Genomic DNA, 26,782 nt, shown 5'->3' with positions numbered 1-26,782 from the left:
GATCACCGACCCCGCGCCACCAGGGCCGTACCCGCCGACCGGCGGGTACGGCCCTTCGGCACGCACGGCACCCACCGCGGTCCCGTGAACTCGTTGACGAAGCCGTCCATGACGCTCAACAGTACGTGCACGCAGGCGTGGTGGCGGCCGGCGAAGTCGGCCACGAAGTCAGCCTTCTGCTGAAGAGCGGCAAGGTCCGGCCGGCCGCTCGCCCTTCAAGCTGTCCACGGACCCGCTGTCCATCGAGTGCCGACTCGGCCTCACCGACGAGTTCTTCGAAGGTGCGGGTCATGTCGGCATCCTCGATCGGTACCGGCTGGAGGGGCGCAGGACAGTCCGGTGGTTCGGCTCACCCGGCCGAGGTGAGGGACAGGAGGACGTAGTGCCGCAGCAGTCGGAGCGAGATGGCCTGGACCGCGGTGTTCCGCCTGCCGTCCAGGCTGTACGCGGCGTCCACCGCCCAGAAGACGAACAGGCAGGTCGACAGGTAGGCCGGCAGGTCCTCGCAGCGAACCACGGCCTCGGAGAGGTCGCGGAGCAACTGGGTCACCGAGAGCCCGGCCACCTCGGGGCTCATGCCCGACAGGTCGCCCCGCCAGTCCGCGGGGGGCTGTTGGGACCCGTCCAGCTTCACCAGGTCGAGGACCTGCGTCACCAGGTCCCGCACCTGCCGGGGCAACAGGGCGTCCGAGGGCCGGGGCTGTTCGAGGTCCTGGCTCCAGCCCGCGAGCCGCTCGTGCAGGCGGTCCTTGGAGGCCTCACGGATGAGGTTGCGCGCCCACTTCCGGGGCTCCTCGTGATTGTCGTGGTGGAGGATCAGGTCCAACGGGCCGTGCTTGTCGAAGCGCATCAGGCGCCAGACCAGGTCGAAGAACTCCTCGCGCAGCAGGATCTCCCCGAACGGGACGACCTGCTCGCGGTCCCGGATCTCCTGCACCTTCGGGGCCTCGGTCGCAGCGGCCATCCACTCGTCGAAGCGCTGCCCGCTGAGTGTCTGCTCGGGCAGCGGCAGGGGCACGGGGCGGTCGGGCCGGCGCCCCCACCTGGCCAGCAGATCGGCGATCTCCCCAGCCGATGCCTTCAGGAGCGCGAGGAACCGCGGACCGTACGACTCGTCAGCGGCACCGCAGGTGAGCAGCTCGCTCAACGACGCGTTCGGGGTGTCCTCGATGTCGCTCACCAGCCGGCCGGGGTTGTCGGCGACCCGGTGGAAGGCCACGATGACGCAGCTCCGGGGTTGGCCGGACGCGGTCCGGAAGCGATGGTGGACCAGCGAGCCGGCGGCGAACACGCTGCTGAGCGGGCGCTCGGGGTCGCAGACCTCGACGACGGCCGGCCGCGTCTCGTTGTTGAGCCGCTGCTGGGCCGCGAAGACCTTCCTGATGCTGTCGGGAGTGGTGAAGATCGAGGCGTTCTCACTCGACCACGTGGTGCTCTCGTCGTCGGTGAAGCAGCTCCGGGCGAGCTTGTGGGTACCGGGCAGGAACGTGAAGTTCTGGCCGGAGGGGCCCTCGGTCGTGCCGCGCCGCCAGGTGACGAGGATCTTGTATTCGTCGTTGAAGGGGGTGTTGTCGATGTGGAGCATGTTGTCCTGCGCCAGGACCGACAACGGTTCGGCGTCCTTCGCCCGGGCGTCGACGATCCGTACCGGCCCGCCGACAGCGTAGGAGATGAGGGCGACCATCAGCGGGTGGAGCAACGGCTGGTTGACCGCGGGATCGGTGAGCAGCCCGATGCTCCTGCGCAGGTCGACGAAGCGGTGGATGAAACTGCCGCTGCCTTCCTGGGCCATGATCCCGTCGTACCGCTCGACCAGTGTCCGGAAGGCCTGGGCGTCGACGATGTCCGCGAGGACCACCGCGCCCTTCTCGGTCATCTGGTTCAGCAGGTGTCGCAGCGCGGTGCTCGCCTCGGCCGCGGAGCCGGGGGCCAGCTCTTCGAAGGCACTGTCGATCTCCTTCAGCAGCAGGGTGCGGAAGGCCTCCTTGGCCTCCAAGTCGCGGAAGCGCTTGTAGGCCCAGGGCGCGGGCACCTCCTCGGGAGCCACCAGTTCGGGGACGATCGGCAGGGCGAAGTCGAACGCGGGCAGGTCTTGGAGGGTGAAGCGGGGGAGCCGTATCCCGTCGCCCCGTTCCGAGCGGGGCCGGAGAGCCGTCTCTTGCGGATACGTGGTCATGCGGATGCCTTTCGTTGCGAAGGTGGGACGCGGGGCCCAGGGCCGGAGTGCGGGATCTGGGGGGAGGTCGGAGCCCGCCGGGCGGGGAGGTGCCCGGCTGCCGGGCGCTGCCGCCTGCTGGGCCGGGGTCATGCCGTCCGGTCCCCGCCGCTCTCCTGGAGCAGCCCGGCCAGCGGCAGTCGGGGGGCGCCGAGCGCGCGGTTCGCCAGTGCGCGCCAGCCGGCGAGGAAGTCCTCCATGGCCGCCTCGTCGAGGTGGTTGCCGCCGTGGACGACCCTCGTCACCAGGCCCTCGGGGGTCCGGCGGGACCAGAGGGACAGGCCGGCCGTCGTCCCGGCCATCGGGAGCGGCAGGCCGGTGGCCGGGGTGTCGGCGAAGAGCAGGGCCGCGTCCTGGGCGTCGTCCCCCTCCGTGTACTCGAAGAAGATGACGGTGGGCGCGCCCTGCTGGGGGGTGCTGCCGGCATCCAGGACATCGCGGTAGCCGGGGCCGCGGTGGTTCATGGCACCCAGCAGGACGCGTCGGGCCTCCGCGAGGACATCGTCGAACGCGGGCCGCGGCGGCAGCCGGAAGCGCAGGGCCACGGCCGTGGCGAGCCAGCCGACCGTCTGATCCCCGTCGTCCGCCCCCCGCAGGTCGTCGGGCGCGCAGATGGTGATGTCGCATTCGCCGGTCACCGCGTGCAGGTACGAGACGAAGCTCGCGACATGGACGGTGAAGAGCGTGATGCTGTGCCGTCGCGCGTAGTCCTCCATGGCGTCGGCCGTGCCGTTGGGCATCACACTGCGGTGGCGGATGCCCCCGGCAGCCGGCTCGCGACCCGCCGACCGGGTGATCGGCAGGTCGAGGTGGGGGAAGAAGCGGTTGCCGGCCACCTCGGGCCTCCAGTACGGCAGCAGCCGTGCCCGCTGGTCCCGCAGGCCCGCGGGGCCGTGGCGCTCGGCCACCCAGGCGGAGAACTGCACGGGGACATCGGGGAGTTCGGGGGCGTCCCGGACCAGATCGCGGGTGTAGAGGCGGGCCAGGTCCATGCCGAGGATGTCGGCTGAGCGACCGTCGGAGACGATGTGGTCACTGACCAGCAGGAGGACGGACCGGTCCGGGGCGAGCCGGTGGAGCACCGCGCGCAGCCGGGGCGGTTCGCGTGGATCGAAGGCGAGTGCGGTGGTCTCGGCGGCGAGCTCCAGGGCCCGTGGCAGCCGGCTCTCGGGAGGCAGCCCGGAGAGGTCGTGCACCTGAAGGGAGACCTCGGCCGTCGGCAGGACCCTTGCCTCGCCCACTCCGTCGCGTAGTTCGAAGACGGTGCGCAGGGCGTCGTGGCGGGCCGCAAGCGCGGTCAGGGCGGCGGCCAGCGCCGGTACCTTGATCGGGCCCTCCAGCAGCACGCACCAGGGCACCGTGCGCACGTGGGCCGGCGCGCCGAGCGTCCGGTGCTCGTGGTCCCGCAGCAGCGAGCGCTGCTGGGCGGGTGTGACGGGCAGGCGCTCGGCCGCGGGCGCGCTCGGCGCGGCGGCGGGTGGGGTGACGGCGGCGGGCAGCCGAGCCAGCACCGTCGCGAACTCCCGCAGCACGGGGTGCTGGAAGAGCAGCTCCAGCGGGACCGGGTGTCCCAGCGTCTTGCGCAGCCGCCCGCACAGCCGCGCTGCCTTGAATGAACTTCCACCATGAGCGAAGAAGTTGGCGTCAGGATCGATGTCCTGAACCTCCAGTACCTCGGCGCCGCTCGTACACACCAGGCTGAGATGGTCCATGGCTGCGCTCTCTCGTCCGGACAGCCGGCACCCGGCTGTCGGCGGTTTGCATCGAGCGCCGATTCTTCGTGGGCGCCGGGCCCGGGCGGGAGAAGCCGACGGGAACGCGCGAGTGCCGTCCGCGGTGATCAGCAGGGCCCGGTGCCGGTGCACAAGGGCAGCCGTGCCGATCCCCCGGCGTTGCCCTTCCGCCTCTGGGGGGAGGCTGCCCGCGCTTCCTAGACTCCCTCAGCGATCAGGTCCCATAGGCGATTGGGTGACGGCGGTGGATGTGCTGGATTCGGTGCGCCGGACGGCAGACGGCAAGGGCTCGGCGGACGCCTCGGCCAAGGAGAACGCGCTGTGGCTCCTGCACGAGATCATGCGCGGGAGCGGGATCAACAACGTCCCCCTGGCGGTTCAGGTCTCCGGGCGCTTGCGGTGGTGGTCACTCCAGCAGGTGGTGGACGCGCTGATGACCCGTCATCAGGTGCTGCGCACGGTCTTCCACCCGCGCGAGGCCGGTGACGGCGGACAGGGCGTGCTGCTCAAGGAGTACCTGCCGCCCGAGGACGCGCAGATCGAGGTCGAGGTGATCCGGTCGAGCCCGCAGAGCCTGGAGGACGACATCCGGGCCTTCGCGGCGATCCCGTTCGAGCTGGCGGGGCAGCCACTGGTGCGCGCCGCCCACCTGCTGTGCGAGAGCGGCGACGTCTTCTGCTTCGTGGTCCACCACATCGTGTTCGACGGCCACTCGGCCAATCTGGTGGTCGCCGAGTTCGCCGAGCTCTATGGCGCCCTGGCCGCTGGGGGCGAGCCGCCGGCCGCACTCGCCGGTGAGGTGCCGGCGTTGGAGGAGAGCGCGCCGAGCGAGCGGAGCCGTGCCTACTGGCGCGGTCACCTCGCGGGGAGCGATCCGTCGACCCACGGACTCTGGTGCGGGGCGGCAGAGCCGGATGAGCCGACCCTGGCTGGTGCCCGCGTGGTGCACGAGCTGTCCGCCGAGGCCGCGGCGGTGGTGAGCCGGCTGCGCAAGGAACTGAAGGCCGTCGAGAGCAGCGTGCTGTTCGCGGCCTACTTCCTGCTGCTGGCCCGGCACGGTGCCGGTCCCGACCTGGTGGTGGGCACACCGGTGGACGTGCGCGGGCCCGGAGCGCGCGACCGCGTCGGCTACCACGTCAACATGCTGCCCTGCCGGGTGCGCGTGGATCCGCAGTCCGCGTTCGCGGACCTCGTCCGGACGACCCAGGCCGCCTTCCTCGGCGCCGTGGAGCGGGCCGACGTGCCGGTGGACCTGATCCTGGCCGAGCTGCCCCGCCAGGACGGCGGCTGGCGCGGGCAGGTGTTCCGGCACGTGTTCAACTACATGCCTGACGAGGACGGCGGGCCCCTGACCGTCGGCGGCCTGCCGGCCGCAACGCTCGACGTGGACCGCGGCTACAGCCGGTTCGACCTGGAGTTCTTCGTCTCCTCGTCCTCCCGGGGCGTGCGGATCAAGGCGAACTACAGCACCGAGATCCACACCGAGGCCGACATCCGGCTGCTGCTGGAGCGGTACGAGCAGCTGATCCTGGCGGCCGGCCGCGACCTCGACCAGGCGGTCGGCACGCTGCCGCTGCTCGGCGACACCGATCGTGCCGTGCTGGACCGGGCGAACCGCACCGAGCGACCGATCGACCCGGCGAGCGTCCTGCAGTCGATCGCCGCACAGGCGGCCGAGCGGCCGGACGCGGCGGCCGTCGTGGACGGTGCCGAGGAGCTGACGTACCGCCGACTCTGGCGGACGGCCCAGGCCACCCGCGCCGCGCTCGCCGCGGCCGGCGTCGCTCCGGGTGACGTGGTCGCGGTCGAGGCCAGGCGCTCCGGTGCGCTGGCGGCGGCCGTGCTCGGAGTCTGGCTGGCCGGTGCGTCCTACCTGCCACTGGATCCCGGGCATCCGCGCGACCGGCTGGCCCACCAACTCGCCGACTCCGGCGCCGCGGTGCTGCTGGGGGGAGAGCGCTGGGAGTGGCTCGACGGCCGGTGTGCGGTCCTGCCCTTCGAGCTCCCGGCCGACCGGGCGGATCACGACGAGAGCGTACAGGCGGCCGGAGGTCTTCCGGCGGCGCCCGCCCCCGGCGAGCGCGCCTACCTGATCTACACCTCGGGTTCCACCGGCCGTCCCAAGGGCGTCGAGCTGAGCCACCGCAACCTCGCCAACGTGGTGGGGCACTTCGCCGAGTCCCTGGCAGTCGGTCCCGGCGACGCCGTGCTCTGGCTCACGACCTTCGCCTTCGACATCTCGGCCCTCGAACTCTTCCTGCCGCTGGTCCGCGGCGGAAAGGTGGTGGTCGCCCCGGATGAGGCCCGCACCGACGCCGGCGTACTCTTCGACCTCGCCGAACGGCACGACGTCCGGGTCATCCAGGCCACCCCCACCAGCTGGCGGTTGGTCGTGGACGAGGCCGGCGACCGCCTCGCCGGACGCCAGGTGCTCTGCGGCGGCGAGACCATGCCCGCGGCGCTGGCCGAGCGGTTGCTCGCCGCGGGCTGCGAGGTGCACAACGTCTACGGACCGACCGAGACCACGATCTGGTCGACCACCGCCCGCTTGCGCGGTGGGCCGCAGGGTCCGGTGGGCGTCGGGGGTCCGATCGCGAACACCAAGTGCTTCGTCGCCGATCCGGACGGCCGGGAGCTGCCGCTCGGCCTGCGGGGCGAACTCTGCGTCGCCGGCGAGGGCGTGGGCCTCGGGTACCGCGACGAGCGGTTGACGTCGGACCGGTTCCGTGAGCACCCGCGGTTCGGGCGCTACTACCGCACCGGGGACCTGGCCCGCTGGCGGCACGACGGCACCCTGGAGCTGCTGGGCCGTGCCGACCGCCAGGTCAAATTGCGGGGCAACCGGATCGAGCTCGGCGAGGTCGAGGCCGCCGTCGCCGGACAGCCCGGCGTCACCGCGACCGCCGCGGTGGTGGTCGGCGATCCCTCCTCGGACGGGCGGCTGGTGCTCTTCGTGCAGACCGCGCTCGGCGAGGAGCTCGTCGCCCCGCTGTGGGACCACGCACGGGCCGTGCTGCCGGCCTCCGCCGTCCCCAACGAGGTGGTGCCGGTGGAGAACCTGCCGACCACTCCCAACGGCAAGACCGACTACCGCGCGCTGACCGACGCGGCCCGGCTGCGCCGCGCGCAGCCGGTGCCGAAGGGCCACGCACCGGCTGACCCACCGGCCGACCTACCGGCCGCGGCCGATCCGGGGCCCGCCGAGTTGGTGGGCAAGCTGGTCGGCCTGTGGCGCACGTTCCTCAAGCGGGACGACATCACCGCTGACAGCAACTTCTTCACCAGCGGCGGCCATTCGCTGCTGGCCGCGCGACTGGTGCGGCAGGTCGAGAAGGCGGCCGGCACCAGGGTCAAGCTCGCCGATGTCTTCGGCGCGCCGACTCCCGCCCGGCTCGCCGCCCACCTCGCGGCCCGTGCCGCCGCCCCGGCGGCCGCGATCCGCAGGGGAACGGCGTGAGCGCCGGGACACCCACCACGGACTGGCTGGCCGACCAGTGGTGGGAGCTGCTGGAGCGAGCCCCGGGCGGCGAGGAGGACGGGTTCCTGACGCTGGGCGGCACCTCGTGGGCGGCGGTGCGGCTGCGGACCCTGGTGCGTACCGCCTGCGGTGTGGAGATCCCGCTGACCCTGCTGCTGGGGGACAACGGCTCGCTGGCCGCGCTGCGCGCCCAGGTGGCGGCCGGGGCGGCCACGACCGCGGCGGCCGCCGTCACCGCGGCCGACGACGGTCCGCCGCGCCCGGTGCGCCGTCGTTCGCGGCTCGCCCCCGCCCAGCGCCGGATGTGGATGTTCGGCCGGCTCCACCCGGACTCGCCCGCCTACAACGTGGTGGCCGCCCTGCGGTTGTCCGGCGACCTGGACGTGCCCGCCCTGCGGGCCGCACTGGCCGACCTGGTCGAGCGCCATGACGCGCTGCGCGCCTCGGTGGTGGGCGACGAGCCCGAGCTGGTCTACGCCGACCGCGTCCGCCCCGGTCTGCGGGTGCGCACGGTGGACGGCCCGCTCGGGCAGGCCGCGGCCGACGACTTCGTCCGCACCGTGGCCGAGCGCCCGATCCCGTTCTCCGAAGCCCCGATGTGGACCGCCGCGCTGCTGCACGCGCCCGGGGCACGGGACGCGGTCCTGGCCCTCTCCGCGCACCACATGATCGCGGATCAGCACGCGATGGACCTGCTGCTGGCCGATCTGGCCGCCGCGTACGCCGCCCGGATCGTCGGCGGCGTTCCGAGCTGGCCGGCGCCGGCCCCCCGGTTCGCCGACCACGCCGAGGCACAGGCCGATGCGGTGGCCGGCCCCCGCTGGGCGGCTGACCTGGCCCACTGGCAGGCGCGCCTGGCCGACGCACCGCGCGATTCCTCGCTGCCGCTGCTGCGGCCGGTCGCGGACCGGCCCTCCTTCGCGGGGCAGGCGCACCGCCGCCCGTTGGGCCGGGAACGGAGCGAGCGGTTGGCGGCCTTCGCCCGCGACCACGCGGTCACCCCCGTGGTCCTCGTGCTCGGCTGTGTGGCCTTCGTACTGGCCGCCTGGTCGGGACGGTCCGACGTGGTGCTGGGCATGCCCGCCTCCCGGCGGCGCGAGCCGGGCGACGAAGCCCTGGTCGGCTTCCTGGTCGAGAGCCTGCCCGTGCGGCTCGACCTGACCGGGCAGGAGGACTTCGGGGCGCTGCTGCGGCACACCCGCGACCGGCAGGTCGAGGCCCTGGAGCACGCCACGCCCACCTTCGACGCGATCGTCGAGGCGCTGGACGTGCCCACCCGCCCGACCGGCAACCCGCTCTTCCGGATCTGGGTGAACGACCTCACCGCCGCCTCGCCGGCGCCGGCGATGCCGCGGCTGGACACCGACCTGATCGACGTCCCGGGCACCGCAGCCCTGTTCGACGTCAACGTCTACCTGCGGCGGGACGACGCGGGCTACCGGCTCGACCTGATCCGCGCCGTCGACCGGCTCCCGGCCGAGCTGGCCGAGGAGCTGGCCGACCAGTACCTGGCCGTGCTCGACCAGGTCCTGGCACGACCTGACATCCCGCTGGCCGAGATCGACCTGGTCACCGGCCGGGGCCGGGCCGCGGGTGCAGACCTCGCGCTGCCGCTGGCGGCCCCGGCACCGCCCCCACCCGGCAGCAGCCTGGTCCGGCAGGTCCTGGACGCCGCCGCCCGCCATCCGCAGGCGCCGGCGCTGCTGGCCGCCGACGGCACGGCGTTCAGCTACCGATGGCTGGCCGAGCAGGTGGCGGCGCTGGCGGAGCGTCTGAGGGCGGACGGTGTCCGGCAGGGGAGCGTGGTCGCCGTCGAGGCGGTGCGCGGGGCCTGGCTTCCGGTCGCGCTGCTCGCCGCCTGGCAGCTGGGTGCCGTCCCCGCCCCGCTCGATGCGGCGTTGCCCGAACTGCGCCTGGCCGCATGCCATGAGGTGCTGCGTCCGGTGCGCACCGTGAGGCTCTCCGCCGACGCCCACCGCCCACCGCAGCTGCTGGCCGGGGCCGAGCGGCCGCGCACCCTGCCGGGGGTCGGCCACGTGCTCTTCACCTCTGGCACCTCGGGGCGGCCCGCCGCCGTCGCGGTGCCGCGTGGCGTGCTGGAGAGCGCGCTGGCCCACTACGGCGAGGCGTACGCCGTGCGCTCCTCGGACCGCACCGTGCTGCTCTCCGGCCTGGGCCACGACCCTGTGCTGCGTGATCTGTTCGTTCCGCTGCGGGCCGGCGGCACGGTGGTACTGCCGCCGGACGAGGCCTTCAAGCGCCCCGTCGAGCTGCTGGACCTGTTGCACGGGCGCGGAGTCAGCCTGCTGCACGCCACCCCGGCACTGCTGGGGCTGCTCACCGCCGCGCACGCGGAACGCCCGACCCTGCGGCTGGACAGGCTGCGTCTGGTCATGTCCGGCGGTGCGCCGCTGACCGGCGACAAGGTCCGTGGACTGCGGGCGCTCACCCGGGCGGCGGTGGTCAACGCCTACGGCGCCACCGAGACCCCGCAGATCGCCTCCGAGTACCTGGTCGCCGCCCGCTTCGCCCCGTTGCCCGACGGGCTCGCGGACGAGGCGGTCCTGCCGGCGGGGTCCGGTGCGGCCGGTTCGCGCCTGGTGGTGGTCACCCCGGGCGGAGACCCGGCCGGGATCGGCCGGCGTGGCGAGATCCTGGTCCGCAGCCACCTGCTGGCCGCCGGCTACCTCGACGGCAGCGGGCCTGCGGAGCGGTTCGGGCCCGACCCGGGCGCCGAGCCCGGGGCAGCCGCCTACCGTACCGGCGACCTGGGCCGGCTCGACGCCTTCGGGCGGGTGCACGTGGACGGGCGGGCCGACCGGCAGGTCTCGGTGAACGGCTACCGGGTCGGCCTGGAGGAGGTCGAGAGCGCTGCCCGACGTCACGCCGGTGTCCTGCGGGCGGCCGCCGCGCAGACCGCTGACGGCCGGCTGGCGCTGTGGGTGGTGCCCCGCGCCGGGGCCGCGCCGACCGAGGCGGCGCTGCGGCGGCACCTGTCCGCCTGGCTGCCGCCGCTCGCCGTGCCGTCCATGCTCGCCCTGGCCGCCGACCTGGCGATGGACGCCAACCACAAGGTCGTCGTCCCGGCCGCCGTGCCACCCGGGTCCCGGCCGTCCGAGGTGCCCGGGCCACCCCCGACACCGCGGCCCCCGCGCGGAGCGCCCGCGCCGTACCCCACCGGTCACGAGGGGGCCGGCAGCGGAGTCCCGGCGTTGCTGGCCGAACGGTTGCGGACCTTCACCGGCCGTGATGTCGGTCCGGACGAGAACTTCTTCGACATCGGGCTGGACTCGGTCACCCTGCTGCGGCTGCACGAGTCGCTGCGGCGGGAGCCGACGATCCGACTGTCCGTCACTGATCTTTTCGCACATCCGAGTTCACGAGAACTACTGCGCTTCCTGTCGGGACAGGGAGCCGGAGACGACCGGCTGCCGCACCGTTCCACCGGTGCCGCCGCCGACCTGCACGCCGCCGGGGACCGCCGCAGGGCGATCCGCCGGCGCATCCACCACGAGGGGTGAACGTCCATGAATGGTCAGCCTGAGCCGATCGCGATCATCGGTCTCGCCGGACGGTTCCCCGGCGCCCGTGACACCGAGGCCTTCTGGCACAACCTGCGTGACGGTCGGGAGTCGGTCCGCTTCCCGTCCGACGAGGAGCTCACCGCAGCGGGAGTGCCCGCGCAGGCGCTGAGCGACCCCGACTACGTCAAGGCGGTCGCCGCCGCTCCGGGGATCGACGAGTTCGACGCCCGCTTCTTCGACATGTCCCCGCGCGACGCCACCGCCACCGACCCGCAGATCCGGATCTTCCTGGAGGCCGCGCACGCCGCGCTGGAGAACGCCGGCTACGACCCCTCGCGGATCAGCGACGTCGGCGTGTTCGGCTCGGTCGGCGTCAACCGCTACGTGGACCTGCTGACCGGGTCGGACCACAACACGGTGCGCAGCGCGTCCGGAATGTCGGTGGGCGTACTCAACAATTCGGACTACGTGGCCACCCTGGTCTCCTACAAGTTCAACTTCCGCGGTCCCGCGATGACCGTCCAGACGGCCTGCTCCAGCTCCCTGCTGGCGGTCCACCTGGCAGCCCAGGCGCTGCGCGGCGGCGAGTGCGAACTCGCCCTCGCCGGCGGCTCCGACGTCGAGTTCCCGCTCGGCCACGGGCACTGGTGGGCCCCCGGCAGTCCGATGACCCCGGACGGCCACTGCCGCCCGTTCGACAAGGACGCCAACGGCACGATCTTCGGCAGCGGCGCGGGCGTCGTGGTGCTCAAGCGCCTGAGCGACGCCCTGGCCGACGGCGACACCATCCGCGCGGTGGTGCGCGCCACCGCCGTCAACAACGACGGATCGGGAAAGGTCGGGTTCAGCGCCCCGAGCGTCGCCGGCCAGTCCGCCGTGGTCGCCGAGGCGCTGGAGATGGCGGGCGTCCACCCCGCCGAGATCTCCTACGTCGAGGCGCACGCCACCGGGACGCCGCTGGGCGATCCGATCGAGGTCACCGCCCTCACCCAGGCCTACCAGCGGCTCGCCGGCGGCGACCTGGAGACGGGCGGCTGCGTCATCGGCTCGGTCAAGGGCAACGTGGGGCACCTCGGGCACGCCTCCGGCGTGACCTCGCTGATCAAGGTCGTGCTCTCACTGGAGAACGAGCAGATCCCGCAGACCGTCAACTGCGCCGAGCCCAACCCCAAGCTCGGCCTGGAGAGTTCGCCGTTCCGGGTGGCCACCGGGCTGACCGGGTGGCCGCGTACCCCTGGCGCCCCGCGGCTGGCCGGCGTGAGCTCGCTGGGCATCGGCGGCACCAACGTGCACGCCGTCGTCGAGGAGGGCCCGGCCCCTGCCCCCGCCGCGCAGGAGGAGCGCGAGCGCCTGGTGGTCTGGTCGGGCAAGGACCCGCAGGCCGAGCGGGAGTACCGGACCCGGCTCGCCGGTCATTTCGAGCGGGTCCAGGAGGACGCCTTCGCCGACACCGTCGCCACCCTCCAGCACGGGCGGACGGCTCACCTGCACCGTGCCGCGCTGGTTGCCACGGGGGCCGGTGACGCCGCGGCGGCCCTGGCCGAGCCCGGCGCGCCGCGGGTGGTGACCGGCCGTGGCGCCGCGGTTCCGCGTGAGGTCGCCTTCCTGCTGCCGGGCCAGGGCGCCCAGCACGCCGCGATGGCTCGCGGGCTGTACGGGACCGAGAAGGCCTTCACCCGCGCGCTTGACGAGTGCCTCGACCTGCTGGACGCCCACGATCCGCGGATCCGCCGGATCTGGCGCGGCGCCGCCACCGACGAGGAGCTGCGGGACACCACGCTCGCGCAGCCGCTGCTGTTCGCCGTCGACTACGCGGTCAGCCGCATGTGGTTGTCGTGGGGCGTGCGACCGGCTGTACTGCTGGGCCACAGCATCGGCGAGCTGGCGGCCGCGGCCGTCGCCGAGGTGTTCAGTCTGGCCGACGGCGCCGCGCTGGTGGCCACCCGGGCCCGTGCGATGGGGCGGGTGGAGCCCGGCGGCATGCTCGCCGTGTCGGCCCCGGCCGGCACCGTCGAGGGCCTGCTGCCCGCCGGCCTGACCCTGGCCGTGGTCAACGGGCCGCAACAGAGCGTGGTCGCAGGGCGGCTGCCGGTGCTGGAGGACTTCGCCGCCGCGCTGCGGGCCGAGGGAATCTCCAGCGTCCCGGTCCGGACGTCGCACGCCTTCCACAGCCCGATGATGGCGGCCGCCGCCGAGGAGTTCGAGCGGGCGTTCGATGGCGTCGAACTGCGGGCCCCGCGGCTGCCCATCCGTTCCGCCGCCACCGGACGCCTCATCACCGACCAGGAGGCCATGACCCCCGCCTTCTGGTCGCGGCAGTTGGTCGATCCGGTCCGCTTCGGTCCCGCCCTGGACGCGCTGCTGGCGGAGCAGGACCACCTGCTCCTTGAGGTGGGCCCGGGCCGCACCTTGACCTCACTCGTCGCCCGGCACCCGGCCGCGGCCGACGGACGGCACCTGGCGGTGGCCTCCCTGCCGGGCCGGCGCGGCGACGGGGAGCGGGCGGACTGGCGCTCGGTCGTGGACGTGCTCGCGGTCCTGTGGACCGAGGGGCACCCGGTGGACTGGAACGCCGTGGGTCAGCACGAGCCGGTACGACGGGTCCCGGTGCCCGGTTATCCCTACCGGCCGGTTCGCCACTGGGTGGACGCCGCGCCGCCACGCGGTACCGCCGCCGCCTCCGGCACGTCCGGTGTCTCCGGCACGGCGGCGCAGGACGGCGCGGAGCTCCCCGCGCCGGACCGGCCCGCGCGGCCCGAGACCGCCGGCACTCCGTTCACCACCTTGTCGTGGGTGGACGTTCCGCGCGAGGCGGGCCCACGCGCACCGCGGCACACCCCCGCGCTGGTCATGCTGCCCGCGGACCCCGACCGCGCCACCGAGGTGTCGGCGGCGCTCCAGCAGGCCGGGCTTCGAATCACCCGGGTCCAGGTCGGCACCGCCTACGAGGAGAGCGGCACGGCGTTCCGGCTGCGCCCGGGCGCGGCGGAGGACGTCGAACGGATGTTCCGCACGCTGGCCGGACGCGGCAACCTCCCGCGGCTCCTGGTGCACGCCCAGACCCTCGACCCGCTCGGCCGGGTGACCTCCGGCACCGTCCATGAGCAGTTGGAGGGCTCCTTCCACAGCCTGGTCACGCTCGTCCAGCAGGGTGTCCGGCACACCGGCCGCCAGGGCATGCCCGCGCTGCTCGTGCTGACCGAGAACTCGGTCGACGTCTCCGGCGCCGAATCCGTCGACCCGGTCAGGGCGATGGCGCACGGCCTGGTGCGCACCATCGCCCTGGAGGACGAGCGGATCGTCTGCAAGCTGGTGGACATCGGCACGGGCGTTGCCGAGGACGCCCTGGTGGCCGAGCTCAGCCAGTGGCAGATGCCCGGCGTCGTCGCCCTGCGCGGCGACCGCCGCTGGCAGCGTACCGAGCAGGAGTACCACCCACTGCCCGCTTCCCGCCCCGCCCTGCGGCGCGGCGGCGTCTACCTGATCACCGGTGGGCTCGGTGGGCTCGGCATGGAGGTCGCCAAGGGGCTGGCCCGTACCGGGCTGCGGCCGCGGCTGGTGCTGCTGGGCCGCACCGGCCTGCCGGAGGGCGAGGAACGCCGGCGGCTGCTGGCCGTGGGCGACCCGCGCACCACCCGGCTGACGGCGGACCTGCGAGAGCTGGCCGCGGCCGGCGCGGAGTACCGGGTGTTCGCCTGCGATGTCACCGAGACCCGCGCGCTGCGTCGGGTGGCGGATATCGCGGTGGCCCGGTTCGGCCCGATCAGCGGTGTGCTGCACCTGGCCGGCGTCGCCGGTGACGGCATGCTGGCCTTCCGGGACCGCGAGCAGACCAGCGCCGTGCTGGCGCCCAAGGTCCGCGGCACCCTGGCCCTGGCCGAGCTGTTCGCCGACCGCCCGCAGCTCGACTTCTTCGTCTCCTTCTCCAGCCGAGCCTCCGTCATGGGCCTGACGGGCGGCGGAGACTACGCGGCCGCCAACTCCTTCCTCGACGCGTTCACCGGCAACGGGCTGCTGGGCGGCTGCCGCGTGCTGAGCGTCAACTGGCCGGCCTGGAACACGGTCGGCATGGCGGTGCCCGCGCTGGCCGCCGGCCAGGCCCGGCCGGTGGCGGCCGCGCGGGTGTGGCGTACCGAGCTGACCCCCGCCGAGTACCCGGCGCTCGACGAACACCGGGTCTCCGGCAAGGCCGTGCTGCCCGGTACCGGACACCTCGACCTGATCGTGCGGGCCTTCCGCGCCGAGGTGCTCGGCGGCCGGCCGGCCCCGGTCCGCCTGGCCGACGTGGTCTTCCTGCGGCCCCTGGTGGTGGAGGACCGCTGCCAGGTGGAGATTTCCTGGGAGCCCGAAGACGGCACGGCCGACCGGTGGCGGTTCACCGTGGCCTCGACAACCGGCGAGAACGGCCGGCGGCAGGTCCATGCGCGCGGCACCGCCGGCGAGAGCACCGGGGTGGTGGAGCGGGTGGACCTGGCAGGGCTGCGGGCCCGGCACACCCAGCGCCGCGCCAAGGCGTCCGGCGGGCGCAGGCCGCAGCGGCTCTTCTCGCTCGGCCCGCGCTGGAACAACGTCGTCGCCGTCGACAGCGTCCCCGGCGACCGCGGCGAGCACCTGGTCGAGCTGGCGCTACCGGAGGTCTTCGCCCAGGAGACCGCCGATCACGCCCTGCACCCGGCCCTGCTGGACTCGGCGACCTCGCACGCCCGTGACCCCGAGCGCGACAGCTTCCACCTCCCGTTCATGTACCACTCGCTGACGCTGAACCAGGAGTCCGTGCCGGACCGCTTCCTGAGCCACATCCGGCGCCAGGACAGTGCCGACGGGCTGATCACGGCCGACGTGACCCTGCTCGGCGAGGACGGGCAGGTGATCGCCGACATCGAGGGCTTCACGATGCGCCGGGTGGCGGACGCCGGCTTCCTCGACGTCGCCCCCGCCCCGACGGCGGAAGCCGGATCGGCTGGCTCCGCGCCCCTGCCGGCGGTGCCGCAGGACGGCGCGCCGACCGTGCAGTCCGGCATCGACCCCGAGACCGGGACCCGGCTGCTGCTGGAATTGCTGGACTCCGCGACGCCGCGCCAGGTGGCAGTGGCCCCGTTCCACGACGGTGTGCCGCTCGGGGTCGCCGTGCCTCGCGCCCCGGTGCCGCGCCCGGAGCCCGCGACGGTTCAGGTGGTGGCCGCCGTGCCGGTCGCCCCGGCCGCGGCACGGGACCTCGCCGTGGCGCCGCCGGTCGGCGTCCTGGTACCCGCCGACACCCGCCCGACCTCCGCCCCGGCGCCCGTGCCGGATAGCGGGCCGGCCGGCACCGACCCGGTGGAGGAGCGACTGCGCGAGCTTTGGAAGGAGTCCCTCGGCGCCGAGGCGATCAGCGCCGAGGACGACTTCTTCGAGCTCGGCGGCAACTCGCTCACCGCGGTGGAGCTGATGTCCCAGATCCGCAAGCAGTACGCACTGGACCTGAGCATCGCGGCTCTCTTCGACTATCCGACCCTGCACGGCCTCGCCGCCGAGCTGCGCACCCGGGGAGCACGCTGAGATGGCCGCAACCGAGGCCGACCCCCTGTTGCCCCTGTCGGCGGAATGGGGCATCTGGCGCCGTTCGGCCCTGCGCGGCGCGGGAATGCCCTTCGACTGGCTGAAGGCGCTCAGCGCCACCGAGCACGGCGGCCGACCGGGCGGCGGCGGAGCCGGGCGGTTCCTGACCGAGGACCGTTTCCTGGAAGCGCTGGCCTGGCAGAACCCGGATGCCACCCGGAACTGGGTGGGACGGCACGCGGCCGCCCTGCGCGAAGGCCACGAGCTGCGGCGTGGCGGCAAGCGCGACGCGCTGCTGGCCCGCTACGCCCAGCGGTACTGCGCCAAGAACGACACCATCGGCTTCTTCGGTCCGGTCGCCTGGGCCCGCTTCGACGAGCTGGCCACCGGGGTGGCCCAGAGCGGCATCGGCGGCATCCGCAGTCGCAGCACCCACATCGAGACCTGGGCCTTGGAGGCACTGGCCGACGCGTGGAGCGAGGACGAGCGGGTGGCCGTGCACCTGCCGGTGCGGCTGCACCCGGCCGTCCACTTCGACGGCACGGTGATCCGCCGCCCCTGGCGCTCGCCGGAGCCGGCCGGCCCGCTGACGGCGGCGCTGCTGGCGGCTGTGGCCGCCCACCGGGTGGCCGGTGCGGCGCTCGCCGCCGCCGCGGACGCGGGCGGCTGCTCGCGGCACGAGGCGGTGGCGGAGTTCGAGCGGTTGCGGCACGCCGGCATGCTGTGTGTCGGGTTCACCGTGCCGCTCGACGCGTTCCCCGAGCGGCGGCTGCGAGAGCAACTGGACGCGATCCCGGACGCCGAGGTCCGCCGCGCCCCACTGGAACAGCTCCAGGACCTGGTCCGGCGGCGGGACGCGGTCACCGCGGCAGCCGGCGACCCGGTCCGCACCCAGCAGGCGATCGAGGAGTTCCACCGGTGCCTGGGCGAGGCCGCCGGGCGCCCGGCCTCCCGGCGGAAGGGGCAGGTCCAGTACGGGCGTTCCGCGATCTACCAGGACAGCCGCCGCGACCTCGACGTCACCGTCGGCGGGGACCTGGTGGACGCGCTGCGCGCGCCGCTGACGCTGCTGCTGGGCAGCGCGCGCTGGCTGGCGGCCGAGGTGGCCGAGGCAGTCGGCGAGCAGGCCCGGGCCCGTTACCGGGTGCTGAGCGAACGTACGCCGGACGTTCGGATGAGCGACCTGTACCTGGGGATCGCCGACGTGCTGGCCGGTGCGCCCGGCACGGTTGCCGACGAGGTGTCGGAGGACTTCCGGCTGCGCTGGGCGGAGCTGCTGGCGACGGCCCGGCCGACGGCCGACTCCTCGGGCCCGGGCCCCGCGGGCCCCGGAGCGGCGGACTCCGGTGAAGTGCGGATCGACACGGCCGAGGCAGGGCCGCTCGCGGCCGCGCTCTTCCCACCGCGCCGCCCGGCCTGGTCCGGCGCCCGCTACCACAGCCCTGACCTGATGCTGGCCCGCAGTGGATCCGGCGGACCCGGTCGATGGGTCCTGGGGGAGTTGCACGTGGCCCTCAACACCCTGGAGAGCCGGGTCTTCCACACCCAGGCCGACGAGCCGCAGCAGTTGGGCCTGGCCGTCGCCGCGGACATGGCCGAGGGCCGGATCGTCGCGCTGCAACCCAACGACTCGCCGGAGGCGACTTCGCGCACCTATCCGCCACTGGCGGTGCACGTGCCGGGCGCCTACGCCTACTGGTCGTTCGGACGCGACGCCGGTGCCCCGGCCGGGGCCCCCTCCTGGCCCGCGACCGCACTCCGGGTGCGCGAGCACGACGGCGACCTGGTGGTCGAACCGCCGGACGGCTCCTGGTCCGCCTCGGTGACCGAGGTGCTCGGCGAGTTCCTGACCGCCCTGGTGGTGAACCGCTTCCAGATCCGCCCCAAGGACTCCCACGGACCCCGGGTGCTGCTGGATGACCTGGTGATCTGCCGGGAGAGCTGGCGCGTCCCGGTGGCGCGGCTCGCCGGCCTGCGCGGAGCCGAGCAGCTGGCCGCCGAACTGCGGGCCCGAGGCGTGCCCCGGCACGTCTTCGCCCGTACCCCCGCCGAACCCAAGCCGTTCTACGTGGACCTGGACGCTCCGCTGCTGGTGCGCAACCTGCAGCGGGCCCTGCGGCTGGCGGCCGCCCTGCCGCAGGAGGACGTCTGCCTCGACCTGGCGGAGATGCTGCCCGGCCCGGAGGACCTGTGGGTCCAGGACGGGCACGGCGGCCGGTGCACGGCGGAGTTCCGCCTGGTCGCCGTGGACGCGACCGGGTCCCGACCCGTGGTGATGACTGTGGAAGGAGAAGCACGATGACCGACATGGTCGGCTGGCGCATACTCAGGGCCGGTGCCGTCCCCGACGACGGTGGCGCGTCGGGATCCGTCCTCGCGGTGGACTTCGGTCAGAGCCGGACGGACGCGGGGTTCCCCGAACTGATGGCGCATCTGGACATTCCCTGGACAATACTGGAGACCATCTCCCCGAAGACCGGCCTGGGGGACCGCGACGCGCTCGTGCCCGACGCCTACCTCTCCGGATGGACCCGGGCCCTGGCCGAGCGGGCGGAGCCGGTTCACGCCGTCCTCGGTTACTGCATGGGCAGCCCGCTGGCCCTGGCCCTGGCCCGCTGGCTGGCCACCCGCCAGGATGACGCCCCCGTGGTGGTCCTCTTCGACCCCGAGCATCCGGCGACCGAGACCCTGCGCGCCCAGTTCGACCTGGTGGTGGAGGGCCTGGCGGAGGAGCTCACCGCTGCCGAGCTCTCGGGCGCCCGGGACTGTGCCCGGCGGGCCGCCGACCACGGCGCCGACCCGGTCAGGGTCGCGGCCGCCCTGGCGGAGCTCTACCACGAGCTGGTCGTCCTGGCCTTCGTCCGTGCGGAGCTGGAGGAGGAACTCGCCGCCGAGGCGGCCGACCGTTTCGCGAACTTTCTGGCCTACCTGGTCGCCGCCCACCTCGCCGACGAGGAGCCCTGGGCCCCGGAGCACATCGCCGTGCTGTCCGCGACCCCCGGGGGCGCCGCCCGGCACGCCGCTACGCGGCACTCCTTCGACGTCCCGCGCCGGGACCTGCTGCGCCGGCCCGAAGTGGGCCGGATCCTGTCCGGTCTGCTGCGCGAGAACGTGGCGGGCGCCGCACGCCGCACGCCGCCCGGGAGGCGCTGAGATGACCGGCACCGACACCGTGGCCCTGGACGTGCGCGACCTGCGCCGCGAGTACGAAAGCCGTGGCTGGCGCGGCCCGCGCACCTCGCGGTTGGCGCTGGACCAAGTGAACCTTCGGATCGACCAGGGGGAGGTGCACGGCCTGCTGGGCCCCAACGGAGCCGGCAAGACCACCCTCGCCAAGATCCTGGCCACCACCCTGCTCCCGACCTCCGGCCAGGTCCGCGTCTACGGCCATGACGTCGTGACCGAGGCCGCCGAGGTGCGCCGCGAGGTCAGCCTCGTCCTGGGCGGGGACCGTGGCCTCTACCAGGGGCTGAGCGCCCGTCAGAACCTGCGGTACTGGGCCGCGCTGCAAGAGCTCGGCCGCGCGGAGGCCACACGGCAGATCGAGGAGGTGCTGGAGCGCTTCGGCCTGGCCGAGCGTGCGGACGTGAAGGTCGAGACCTTCTCCCGCGGCATGAAGCAGCGCCTGCACCTGGCCCGCGGGCTGGTCGGCCGGGCCCGTCTGATCGTCCTCGACGAGCCGACCATGGGCATGGACCCGGTCGCCGCACGGGCCTTCCGGGAGCTGGTGCGCGCCCTGCGGGACGAGGGCAGGTCGCTGCTGCTCGCCACCCACGACATGGCCGAAGCCGAGGAGCTCTGCGACCGGGTGACCCTGATCAACGAAGGCCGGATCCTCACCACCGAGACCCCCGAAGCGCTCAGCCGGCTGATGTCGCGCCATGAGCACATCGACGTGGAGGAGGTGCCGCAGCGGCTGCTGAAGGACATCGCCGGCCTCGCCGGGGTCGCCTCGGTCGAGGAGCGCGGTGAGGGCTCGGCGCGGATCCGGATGCGCGAGGAGTCCGCCGCCCGCACCGTGCTGTCCATGCTGGTGACGGCCGGGGTGACCAGGATCAGGACCGGGCGTCCCAGCCTCGACGACGTCTATGTCGAGATGCTCGGCGAGCGCGGGTTGAAGGTGTCGGCATGAGGGTCTTCGCATCGGGTTTCCGCGTTCAGCTGGCGATCTTCCGCAGTGCGATCGGGCGGGTCTCCATCGTCATTGCCCTGCCGTTCCACGTCCTCATCTTCCTGTCCATCACCCGCAACGGCGGGCGCGCCGACCTGGACCAGCAGGCCGCGCTGGCCCCCGCGCTCGCGGGGATGTGGACGATGTCGCTGATGCTGGCCGGCGACATCATCGACGCGGACCGCTGGAACGGGGTCCTGGACGTGGTGCTCGCCGCTCCCGCGGCCTTCTTCCACAACCTGCTGGGCCGCTGCGCCGCGGTCGGCGCGCTCGGGCTGGTCTGCTTCGGGGAGTCCTGGCTGTTCGCGGTGGTCTTCTTCGACGCCGACCTCTCCCTCGCCCACCCGCTCTGGTTCGTGGCCGGTCTGCTGGCCACCTGCCTGGCCACGGCGGCCACCGCCACCGTGATGGCCACCGTCTTCGTGCTCGGCCGCACCGCGCTGGCCTTCAAGAACGCGCTCAACTACCCGGTCTACGTACTGGGCGGGGTGTTCGTCCCGGTCGCCGTGCTGCCGCACTGGTCGCGTCCGCTCTCGCGGGTGATCTACCTGTCCTGGAGTTCGGACCTGCTGCGAGCCGCGACCGTCCCCGGGGTGATGAAGGGCGCCGGGCTTCAGCTCGCCATGGTCCTGCTGCTCGGCGCGCTCACCCTGGTGGCCGGCGTCTGGTGCACCCACGTCGTGCTGACCCGGGTGCGGCACACCGGAAGGGTGATGACGTCGTGAGCCAGGCCTTCGCATCACGGGTGGAGATCACCCTCAACGCCGCCCGGCTCGGCTTCGCCGAATACCGGTCGCAGTACACACTGCGGTCCTGGTTCTTCGGCTGGGGACTTCGCCTGATCTTCCAGGTGGCCTTCTTCGCCACCATCGGCACCGTGGTCGGCGACCGCGACACCGTGCGCTACCTGGCGGTCGGCAACATCGTGGCGGTCGGCACCATCGAGGCCACCTCCTCGGTGCTCTCGCTGGTCCGCGACCGCCGCAACGGCACCCTGGAGCTGTTGGTCTCCGCCCCCGGTGACGCCGTCACCGCGCTCCTCAGCCGCAGCCTGAACAATCCGTTCAGCGGCTTCGCGAGCTCGATGGTGGTGCTCGTCTTCATCGTGCCGATCTTCGGCATCCGCCTGCCGGGCGCCGCCGCCGTCGCGATCGCCCCGATCGTGCTGCTGGCCTGCGTATCGGCCTATTGCTACGGCGCCTTCATCGGTGCCGTCACGATGCGGTTTCCCAATGCCGGGTGGGGTGCGCTCAACGTCGCGTACCTGATCCTGATGGCCTTCAGCGGCATCAACGTGCCGCTGTCGTACTGGCCCGCGCCGGTCGCGGCAGTGGCGGAACTGCTGCCGGTGACCCACGGGTTGAGCGCGCTGCGCGGGCTGCTCGACGGCGCCCCGACCGGCTGGGTCTGCGCGCAGCTCGCCGCTGAGGCCGCGGTGGCCGCCGGGTGGCTCGCGGCGGCGGCACTCCTGCTCTCCGTGCTGATCCGCCGCGGCCGGAGGACCGGCGGGCTCGACGGCGTGCGCTGACCGGCCCGCCGCTTTCCGATCACCGACAGCGGGCCGCTCAGGCCCGCACGGGGGAGACCCGATGGAATTCAGCCTCTTCTACTTCGCCGATGACGCCTCGGTGAACCAGCCCGCGGTCCACGCTGCCGCGGCCCCGCCCGAGTTCGGCAAATACCGGCTGCTGCTTGAGGGAGCCAGGATCGCCGATCGCGAGGGCCTGTGCGCGATCTGGACCCCCGAACGCCACTTCAACCGTTTCGGCGGCCTCTATCCCAATCCCGCGATCGCCGGCGCCGCCATAGCCTCGATCACCGAGCGGGTGCAGATCCGGGCCGGCAGCGTCGTCGCCCCGCTGCACGACCCGATCCAGATCGTCGAGGACTGGTCGGTGGTGGACAACCTCTCCGGTGGCCGGGTGGGACTGTCCTTCGCCTCGGGCTGGCACGCCACCGACTTCGTCCTGCGCCCCGAGGCCTACGCGCACCGCCGTCGGCAGGTGGCCGAGTCCATCGAGGAGGTCCGCCGGCTCTGGTGCGGGGAGCCGCTGGCCGCCAAGGACGGCGGCGGCCGCCAGGTGGAGGTCAGCGCGTTCCCCGCACCGGTGCAGGACATGCCCAGGATGTGGCTGACCGCCGCGGGCAGTCCCGAGACCTTCCGCACCGCGGGCCGGCTCAACGTCGGTCTGCTCACCTACCTGCTGGGCCAGGAGCGCGAGGAACTGGCGGACAAGATCCGCGAGTACCGCGCGGCCGCCCGGCGGGCGAGTGGCAACTCATGGTCGGGACACGTCGTGGCGATGGTGCCGACCTACCTGGACGTCACGACCGAGCTGACCCGCGAGCGGGTGTCCGACGCCCTGCGCGCCTACCTGACCAGCTCCTTCGGCCTCATCGCGGGCTCGCTGCGCCGCGGCGCGGCCAAGCTCGACCCCGCCACCCTCAGCCCGGCGGACGTGGACGTGATCGTCGACCGCTCGCTCGACCACTACTACGACAACTACGCCCTCTTCGGCACGGTCGCGCAGGCCGCGGACGCCGTGGAACGGCTGGCGGAGGTCGGCATCGACGAGATCGCCTGTCTGATCGACTTCGGGGTGGAGCCGGAACACGCGCTCGCCGGCATTCCGCGGATCGCCGAGCTCGGCCGGGAGTTCGCGTGACGGGGCTGCCCGGTCCGACCGCGCCGGCCGCGCCGACCGCGCCGGCCGCGGCCTCGGCGTCCGAGAGCGCGGCACGGTCCGGCCTGGTGGTCGAGGAGCACGACGCGGTCGAGGAGTTCGAGGACGAGCCGCTCGACGGGCTGGTGGTGCCCGGAGGAATCCGGCACCACCTGGCCGAACTCGCCCGCCTCGAACTCGCCGAGCGGCTGCGAGGGACACGGGTGAGCTATCTGCTCGCGCGCGACGCGGCCCGGCGCCCGGTCGGCCTGTTGCCCTACTACCGCACCAGCGAGCCACTACCCGCGGCGATCGCGCCGGACCCCGCCCGCGGGGCGGCCACGGCGCCGGCCCTCCTGCTCGGCTCGCCGGGTGCCGTGGCCAACTATCTCGCCGTGGCGCCGGGCCTCGATCCGGCCGGGCGGCGGGCGTGCGGGCGGCTCCTGGTCGAGCACGCCATGCGGGCGGACCGGACGGAGCCCACCGCCGTCACGGTGATGCCCTACCTCACCGACACCCAGCGGGACTTGGTGCCGACCGAGCTGCTCCAGGCCGCACAGGCGCGGGCGGAGCCGGTCGCCCGGCTGGATGTCGACTGGCCGGACTTCGACGCGTACGTCTCCTCGCTCGCCGGCAGTCGCCGGGCCGGTGTCCGCAAGGAGCGGCGCCGGTTCCTGGCGAGGGACATCGCCGTCCGCGAGGAGCCCGTCCTGGACGTCTGCGAGGAGATCGCGCCCCTGGTCCTCCAAGTGGAGCAGCGCTACGGGCGCGGCACGACCGCGGGGCAGATCGAGTTCTACCTCACCGGCCTCGGCCTGGCCATGGAGGACAGCGGGTTCGCCCTCGTCGCCCGCCGTGGCGCCGAACTGCTCGGGGCCTGCGTGATCTGGGAACGCGAGGGCGACTGGGTGATCAGGTGCTGGGGCTGCGACTACGCCCTGACGGACCGCGAATCGCTCTACTACAACCTGGTCTTCTACGAGCCGCTCGTCCGGGCGGTCGAGCGACGGGTCCCGCGGATCCACCTCGGACCCCACTCCATCGCCACCAAACGCACCCGGGGCTGCGCGGTCGAGGAGCTGCACACCCTGCTGCTCGCACCCCACGGACCGAGCGCCCCCGAACCCCAGCCGACCTTCTGACAGACCGTGGAGGATCCCGGTGCACTTCAGCCTCTTCTATTTCGCGGACGAATCCCAGTACGACAAGGACCGCTACCGGTTGCTCATGGAGGGCGCCCGGTTCGCCGACACCCACGGCTTCAGCGCGGTGTGGACCCCGGAGCGGCACTTCCACCCCTTCGGCGGGGGGTATCCGAATCCGGCCGTGACCAGCGCGGCCGTGGCCGCCGTCACCGAGCGGGTGTCGGTGCGCGCGGGCAGCGTGGTGGCCCCGCTGCACTCGCCGGTCCGGATCGCCGAGGAGTGGGCGGTGGTCGACAACCTCTCGCACGGCCGGGCGGGGGTTTCCTTCGCCTCGGGCTGGCACAGTGGAGACTTCGCGATCCGCCCGGGGAGCTTCGCCGACCGCAAGCAGGTCGCGGCCGACACCGTCGACGCGGTACGGCGACTGTGGCGCGGTGAGGAGATCGAGTCGGCCGACGGCACGGGCGAGACCATTCGGGTGCGCACGTTCCCGGCACCGGTGCAGGCCCAGGTGCCCGTCTGGCTGACCACCGGGGGCAGCGTCGAGACCTTCCGGACGGCGGGCCGTAAGGGAGTCGGCGTTCTCACGCACCTGCTCGGGCAGGACATCGAGGAGCTCGCCGCGAGCATCGCGGAGTACCGCCGCTGCTTCGCCGAGGCCCGCGGGGAGCACGAGCAGGCCGGCGAGGGCAACGTCGTGCTGATGCTGCACACCTTCCTGGGCGCCGACCGCGGCGCGGTGCGCGGCATCGTCCACCGGCCGTTCAGCGACTATCTGCGCAGCTCGGTCGGCCTGTCCAGCCGGGCGGGCGGGGCCGCCGCCGACGGCGACGACGGGCTCGACCCCGAGGACGTCGACTTCATGGTGGAACAGGCCTTCAACCGCTACTTCGAGACCAGCGGCCTGTTCGGCACGGTGGACGACGCAGTGGCGGTTGTGCGCCGGTTCGACGAGATCGGCGTCGACGAGATCGCCTGCCTGATCGACTTCGTGGGAGACACCGACGCCGTACTGGGCGCTCTGCCGTACCTCGATGAGCTGCGCCGGACCTGGGAGGCGCGGTAGCGGGCCACGCGGCCCGGCGGGCGACGCGGCCCGCCGGGCGCCGGACCCCGGTTCTAGATGTAGCCCTCGCGCATGGCGTAGGCCACCGCATGGGCCCGGTTGCGCAGGTCGAGACGGCTCAGCAGGTTGTGCAGGACATTCTTGACGGTGCGTTCGGAGTAGGCGAGCTTGACCGCGATCTCCTGGGTGTCCTTGCCCTCGGCCAGCAGGCGCACGACGTCGACCTCCCGCGCTGCCATTCCCGCCGTCGGGGCCGCTCCCGCATGCCCCTCCCGGGTGCTCTGCAACTGCCCCACCTGGGTGAGCAGCCGGCCCAGCAGATCTGCGGGAAGGTGGCCATCGCCCCGGCCGGCGGCGAGGATCGCCCGCACCAGCCGACTCCCGGTGGCCTCTCGGCGCCACAGGATCGCGCTGACCCCGCAGGTGACCAACTCCATCAGTTCGGTGTCCCGGACCTGATCCATGATCAGCACCACCCGGCAGTTCCCGGCACGGGTCAGCCGGCGCACCCGCAGGGGCAGCGCCGTGTCAACGGCGTCGGCAAGCAGCAGAGCGACCTGCCCGCTCTCCTGCTGGGCTTCGGCGAGGCGCAACAGCTCCGGGAACTCGCGGAGCTGGGTCGTCACCCCGACCTGCGAGATCGGGTCCGAGGTGTGGATCGCAACAGACACCGGAAGCGCAACCTGATCAACGGTCTCGACAGTTTGTGGCACAGTCAACCTACCCCCTTGGCGCTATATGACAATCAAGATTCCGGATTGGCTCTGTTCACGAGAACGGGCAGCACCTCGATATCGGTTCGGGAGGCGGTCGGTCGCAGCCCGGCCGGAACATCTGCCGTCAGAGATCGTGACCAGAACCACCGGACGCCGGCAGGGGAACGCCGCACCGGCCACCGGGTGATCACCGGCCGAAGGCGAAAGACCTTCCGCCGCCACCGGCCGGACCGCCGAAGGCGCCGAGTCGGCCCGCTCGGTCCTCGGCCTCGCCCGACGCCACGACGTCGAGATGCCGATCACCGAACTCGTGGTGTCCGTCCTCGACGGGCAGGTGACCACCGACCAGGCCGTCCGCCTGCTGATGACCCGCACCCCCAAGGCCGAGCGCATGTGAACCACAGCCGTTGACGGCCCGCCGGTTTGTCGGCTTGCCCGCTGCTGAAACGGCCGTGTCCGGCCCCCGGGGGGGCCCGGGGCCGGCCCCGGCCCGGTGGGGGGGGGGGGGGGGGAGGGTCAGGCGCGGGGCGCCG

General features: G+C 73.4%; 15 protein-coding genes and 1 pseudogene. 12 read left to right on the top strand and 4 right to left on the bottom strand.

The genetic code is table 11. The annotated features are described in order from the left end of the window. Nucleotides 1-2 precede the first annotated feature (2 nt). The 3 genes from ACFRAR_RS30340 to ACFRAR_RS30330 form a co-directional block, all read right to left on the bottom strand. Nucleotides 3-164 carry a hypothetical protein gene (locus ACFRAR_RS30340; protein WP_380701960.1) on the bottom strand — a complete coding sequence of 54 codons (162 nt, stop codon included), beginning with the start codon at nt 162-164 and terminating at the stop codon, nt 3-5. A 185-nt stretch (nt 165-349) separates the two neighbouring features. Next, nucleotides 350-2,176, bottom strand: a complete 1,827-nt coding sequence (locus tag ACFRAR_RS30335) for a hypothetical protein (protein ID WP_380701958.1) — start codon at nt 2,174-2,176, stop codon at nt 350-352. 128 nt (nt 2,177-2,304) lie between these two features. Then, a complete protein-coding gene (locus ACFRAR_RS30330) occupies nt 2,305-3,927 on the bottom strand; it encodes a condensation domain-containing protein (protein WP_380701956.1) in 1,623 nt (540 codons plus the stop codon). Between the two features lie 265 nt (nt 3,928-4,192). Here ACFRAR_RS30330 and ACFRAR_RS30325 point away from each other — a divergent pair, with 265 nt between their 5' ends. From ACFRAR_RS30325 to ACFRAR_RS30275, 11 genes are all read left to right on the top strand, one after another. Next, a complete protein-coding gene (locus ACFRAR_RS30325) occupies nt 4,193-7,405 on the top strand; it encodes an amino acid adenylation domain-containing protein (protein WP_380701954.1) in 3,213 nt (1,070 codons plus the stop codon). Further along, a complete protein-coding gene (locus ACFRAR_RS30320; RefSeq protein WP_380701952.1) occupies nt 7,402-10,947 on the top strand; it encodes a condensation domain-containing protein in 3,546 nt (1,181 codons plus the stop codon). The genes ACFRAR_RS30325 and ACFRAR_RS30320 overlap by 4 nt, the downstream gene beginning before the upstream one ends. A 6-nt stretch (nt 10,948-10,953) precedes the next feature. After that, nucleotides 10,954-16,488 carry an SDR family NAD(P)-dependent oxidoreductase gene (locus ACFRAR_RS30315; protein ID WP_380701950.1) on the top strand — a complete coding sequence of 1,845 codons (5,535 nt, stop codon included), beginning with the start codon at nt 10,954-10,956 and terminating at the stop codon, nt 16,486-16,488. 1 nt (nt 16,489) lies between these two features. Continuing rightward, nucleotides 16,490-18,790, top strand: a complete 2,301-nt coding sequence (locus ACFRAR_RS30310; RefSeq protein WP_380701948.1) for a lantibiotic dehydratase — start codon at nt 16,490-16,492, stop codon at nt 18,788-18,790. Further along, nucleotides 18,787-19,641 (top strand): hypothetical protein, encoded by an 855-nt coding sequence (locus ACFRAR_RS30305; RefSeq protein ID WP_380701946.1) that lies wholly within the window; start codon nt 18,787-18,789, stop codon nt 19,639-19,641. Before ACFRAR_RS30310 ends, ACFRAR_RS30305 begins: the two co-directional genes overlap by 4 nt. Before the next feature lies 1 nt (nt 19,642). Beyond that, a complete protein-coding gene (locus tag ACFRAR_RS30300) occupies nt 19,643-20,620 on the top strand; it encodes an ATP-binding cassette domain-containing protein (RefSeq protein WP_380701944.1) in 978 nt (325 codons plus the stop codon). Further along, nucleotides 20,617-21,384 carry an ABC transporter permease gene (locus ACFRAR_RS30295; protein WP_380701942.1) on the top strand — a complete coding sequence of 256 codons (768 nt, stop codon included), beginning with the start codon at nt 20,617-20,619 and terminating at the stop codon, nt 21,382-21,384. Before ACFRAR_RS30300 ends, ACFRAR_RS30295 begins: the two co-directional genes overlap by 4 nt. After that, complete coding sequence (locus ACFRAR_RS30290; protein WP_380701940.1) at nt 21,381-22,187, top strand: ABC transporter permease; 807 nt, start codon at nt 21,381-21,383, stop codon at nt 22,185-22,187. The genes ACFRAR_RS30295 and ACFRAR_RS30290 overlap by 4 nt, the downstream gene beginning before the upstream one ends. Before the next feature lie 61 nt (nt 22,188-22,248). Continuing rightward, on the top strand, nt 22,249-23,325 hold the full coding sequence (locus tag ACFRAR_RS30285) for a MupA/Atu3671 family FMN-dependent luciferase-like monooxygenase (RefSeq protein ID WP_380701938.1): 1,077 nt from the start codon (nt 22,249-22,251) through the stop codon (nt 23,323-23,325). Further along, nucleotides 23,322-24,464 (top strand): peptidogalycan biosysnthesis protein, encoded by a 1,143-nt coding sequence (locus tag ACFRAR_RS30280; RefSeq protein ID WP_380701936.1) that lies wholly within the window; start codon nt 23,322-23,324, stop codon nt 24,462-24,464. Before ACFRAR_RS30285 ends, ACFRAR_RS30280 begins: the two co-directional genes overlap by 4 nt. A gap of 19 nt (nt 24,465-24,483) precedes the next feature. After that, nucleotides 24,484-25,533 (top strand): MupA/Atu3671 family FMN-dependent luciferase-like monooxygenase, encoded by a 1,050-nt coding sequence (locus ACFRAR_RS30275; protein WP_380701934.1) that lies wholly within the window; start codon nt 24,484-24,486, stop codon nt 25,531-25,533. A gap of 53 nt (nt 25,534-25,586) precedes the next feature. Here the strand turns inward: ACFRAR_RS30275 and ACFRAR_RS30270 are convergent, their stop codons facing one another. Then, nucleotides 25,587-26,204 carry a response regulator transcription factor gene (locus ACFRAR_RS30270; protein WP_380701932.1) on the bottom strand — a complete coding sequence of 206 codons (618 nt, stop codon included), beginning with the start codon at nt 26,202-26,204 and terminating at the stop codon, nt 25,587-25,589. Between the two features lie 274 nt (nt 26,205-26,478). Between ACFRAR_RS30270 and ACFRAR_RS30265 the strand changes: the two are divergent. Continuing rightward, nucleotides 26,479-26,646, top strand: a pseudogene (locus tag ACFRAR_RS30265) (oxidoreductase subunit); the annotation flags it as partial. Nucleotides 26,647-26,782: the final 136 nt, after the last annotated feature.

Origin of the sequence: Kitasatospora sp. NPDC056651 (assembly GCF_042792155.1) — a bacterium.
GTDB lineage: Bacteria > Actinomycetota > Actinomycetes > Streptomycetales > Streptomycetaceae > Kitasatospora.
The sequence above is the reverse complement of the archived record's forward strand: the minus strand, read 5'-3'. Positions and strand labels throughout refer to the sequence as shown.

What these genes read in the sequence shown, in the direction of transcription:
- ACFRAR_RS30335 (WP_380701958.1), bottom strand. Translation starts at nt 2,176, where the DNA reads ATGACCACGTATCCGCAAGAGACGGCTCTCCGGCCCCGCTCGGAACGG.
- ACFRAR_RS30330 (WP_380701956.1), bottom strand. Translation starts at nt 3,927, where the DNA reads ATGGACCATCTCAGCCTGGTGTGTACGAGCGGCGCCGAGGTACTGGAG.
- ACFRAR_RS30315 (WP_380701950.1), top strand. Translation starts at nt 10,954, where the DNA reads ATGAATGGTCAGCCTGAGCCGATCGCGATCATCGGTCTCGCCGGACGG.
- ACFRAR_RS30310 (WP_380701948.1), top strand. Translation starts at nt 16,490, where the DNA reads ATGGCCGCAACCGAGGCCGACCCCCTGTTGCCCCTGTCGGCGGAATGG.
- ACFRAR_RS30305 (WP_380701946.1), top strand. Translation starts at nt 18,787, where the DNA reads ATGACCGACATGGTCGGCTGGCGCATACTCAGGGCCGGTGCCGTCCCC.
- ACFRAR_RS30300 (WP_380701944.1), top strand. Translation starts at nt 19,643, where the DNA reads ATGACCGGCACCGACACCGTGGCCCTGGACGTGCGCGACCTGCGCCGC.
- ACFRAR_RS30295 (WP_380701942.1), top strand. Translation starts at nt 20,617, where the DNA reads ATGAGGGTCTTCGCATCGGGTTTCCGCGTTCAGCTGGCGATCTTCCGC.
- ACFRAR_RS30285 (WP_380701938.1), top strand. Translation starts at nt 22,249, where the DNA reads ATGGAATTCAGCCTCTTCTACTTCGCCGATGACGCCTCGGTGAACCAG.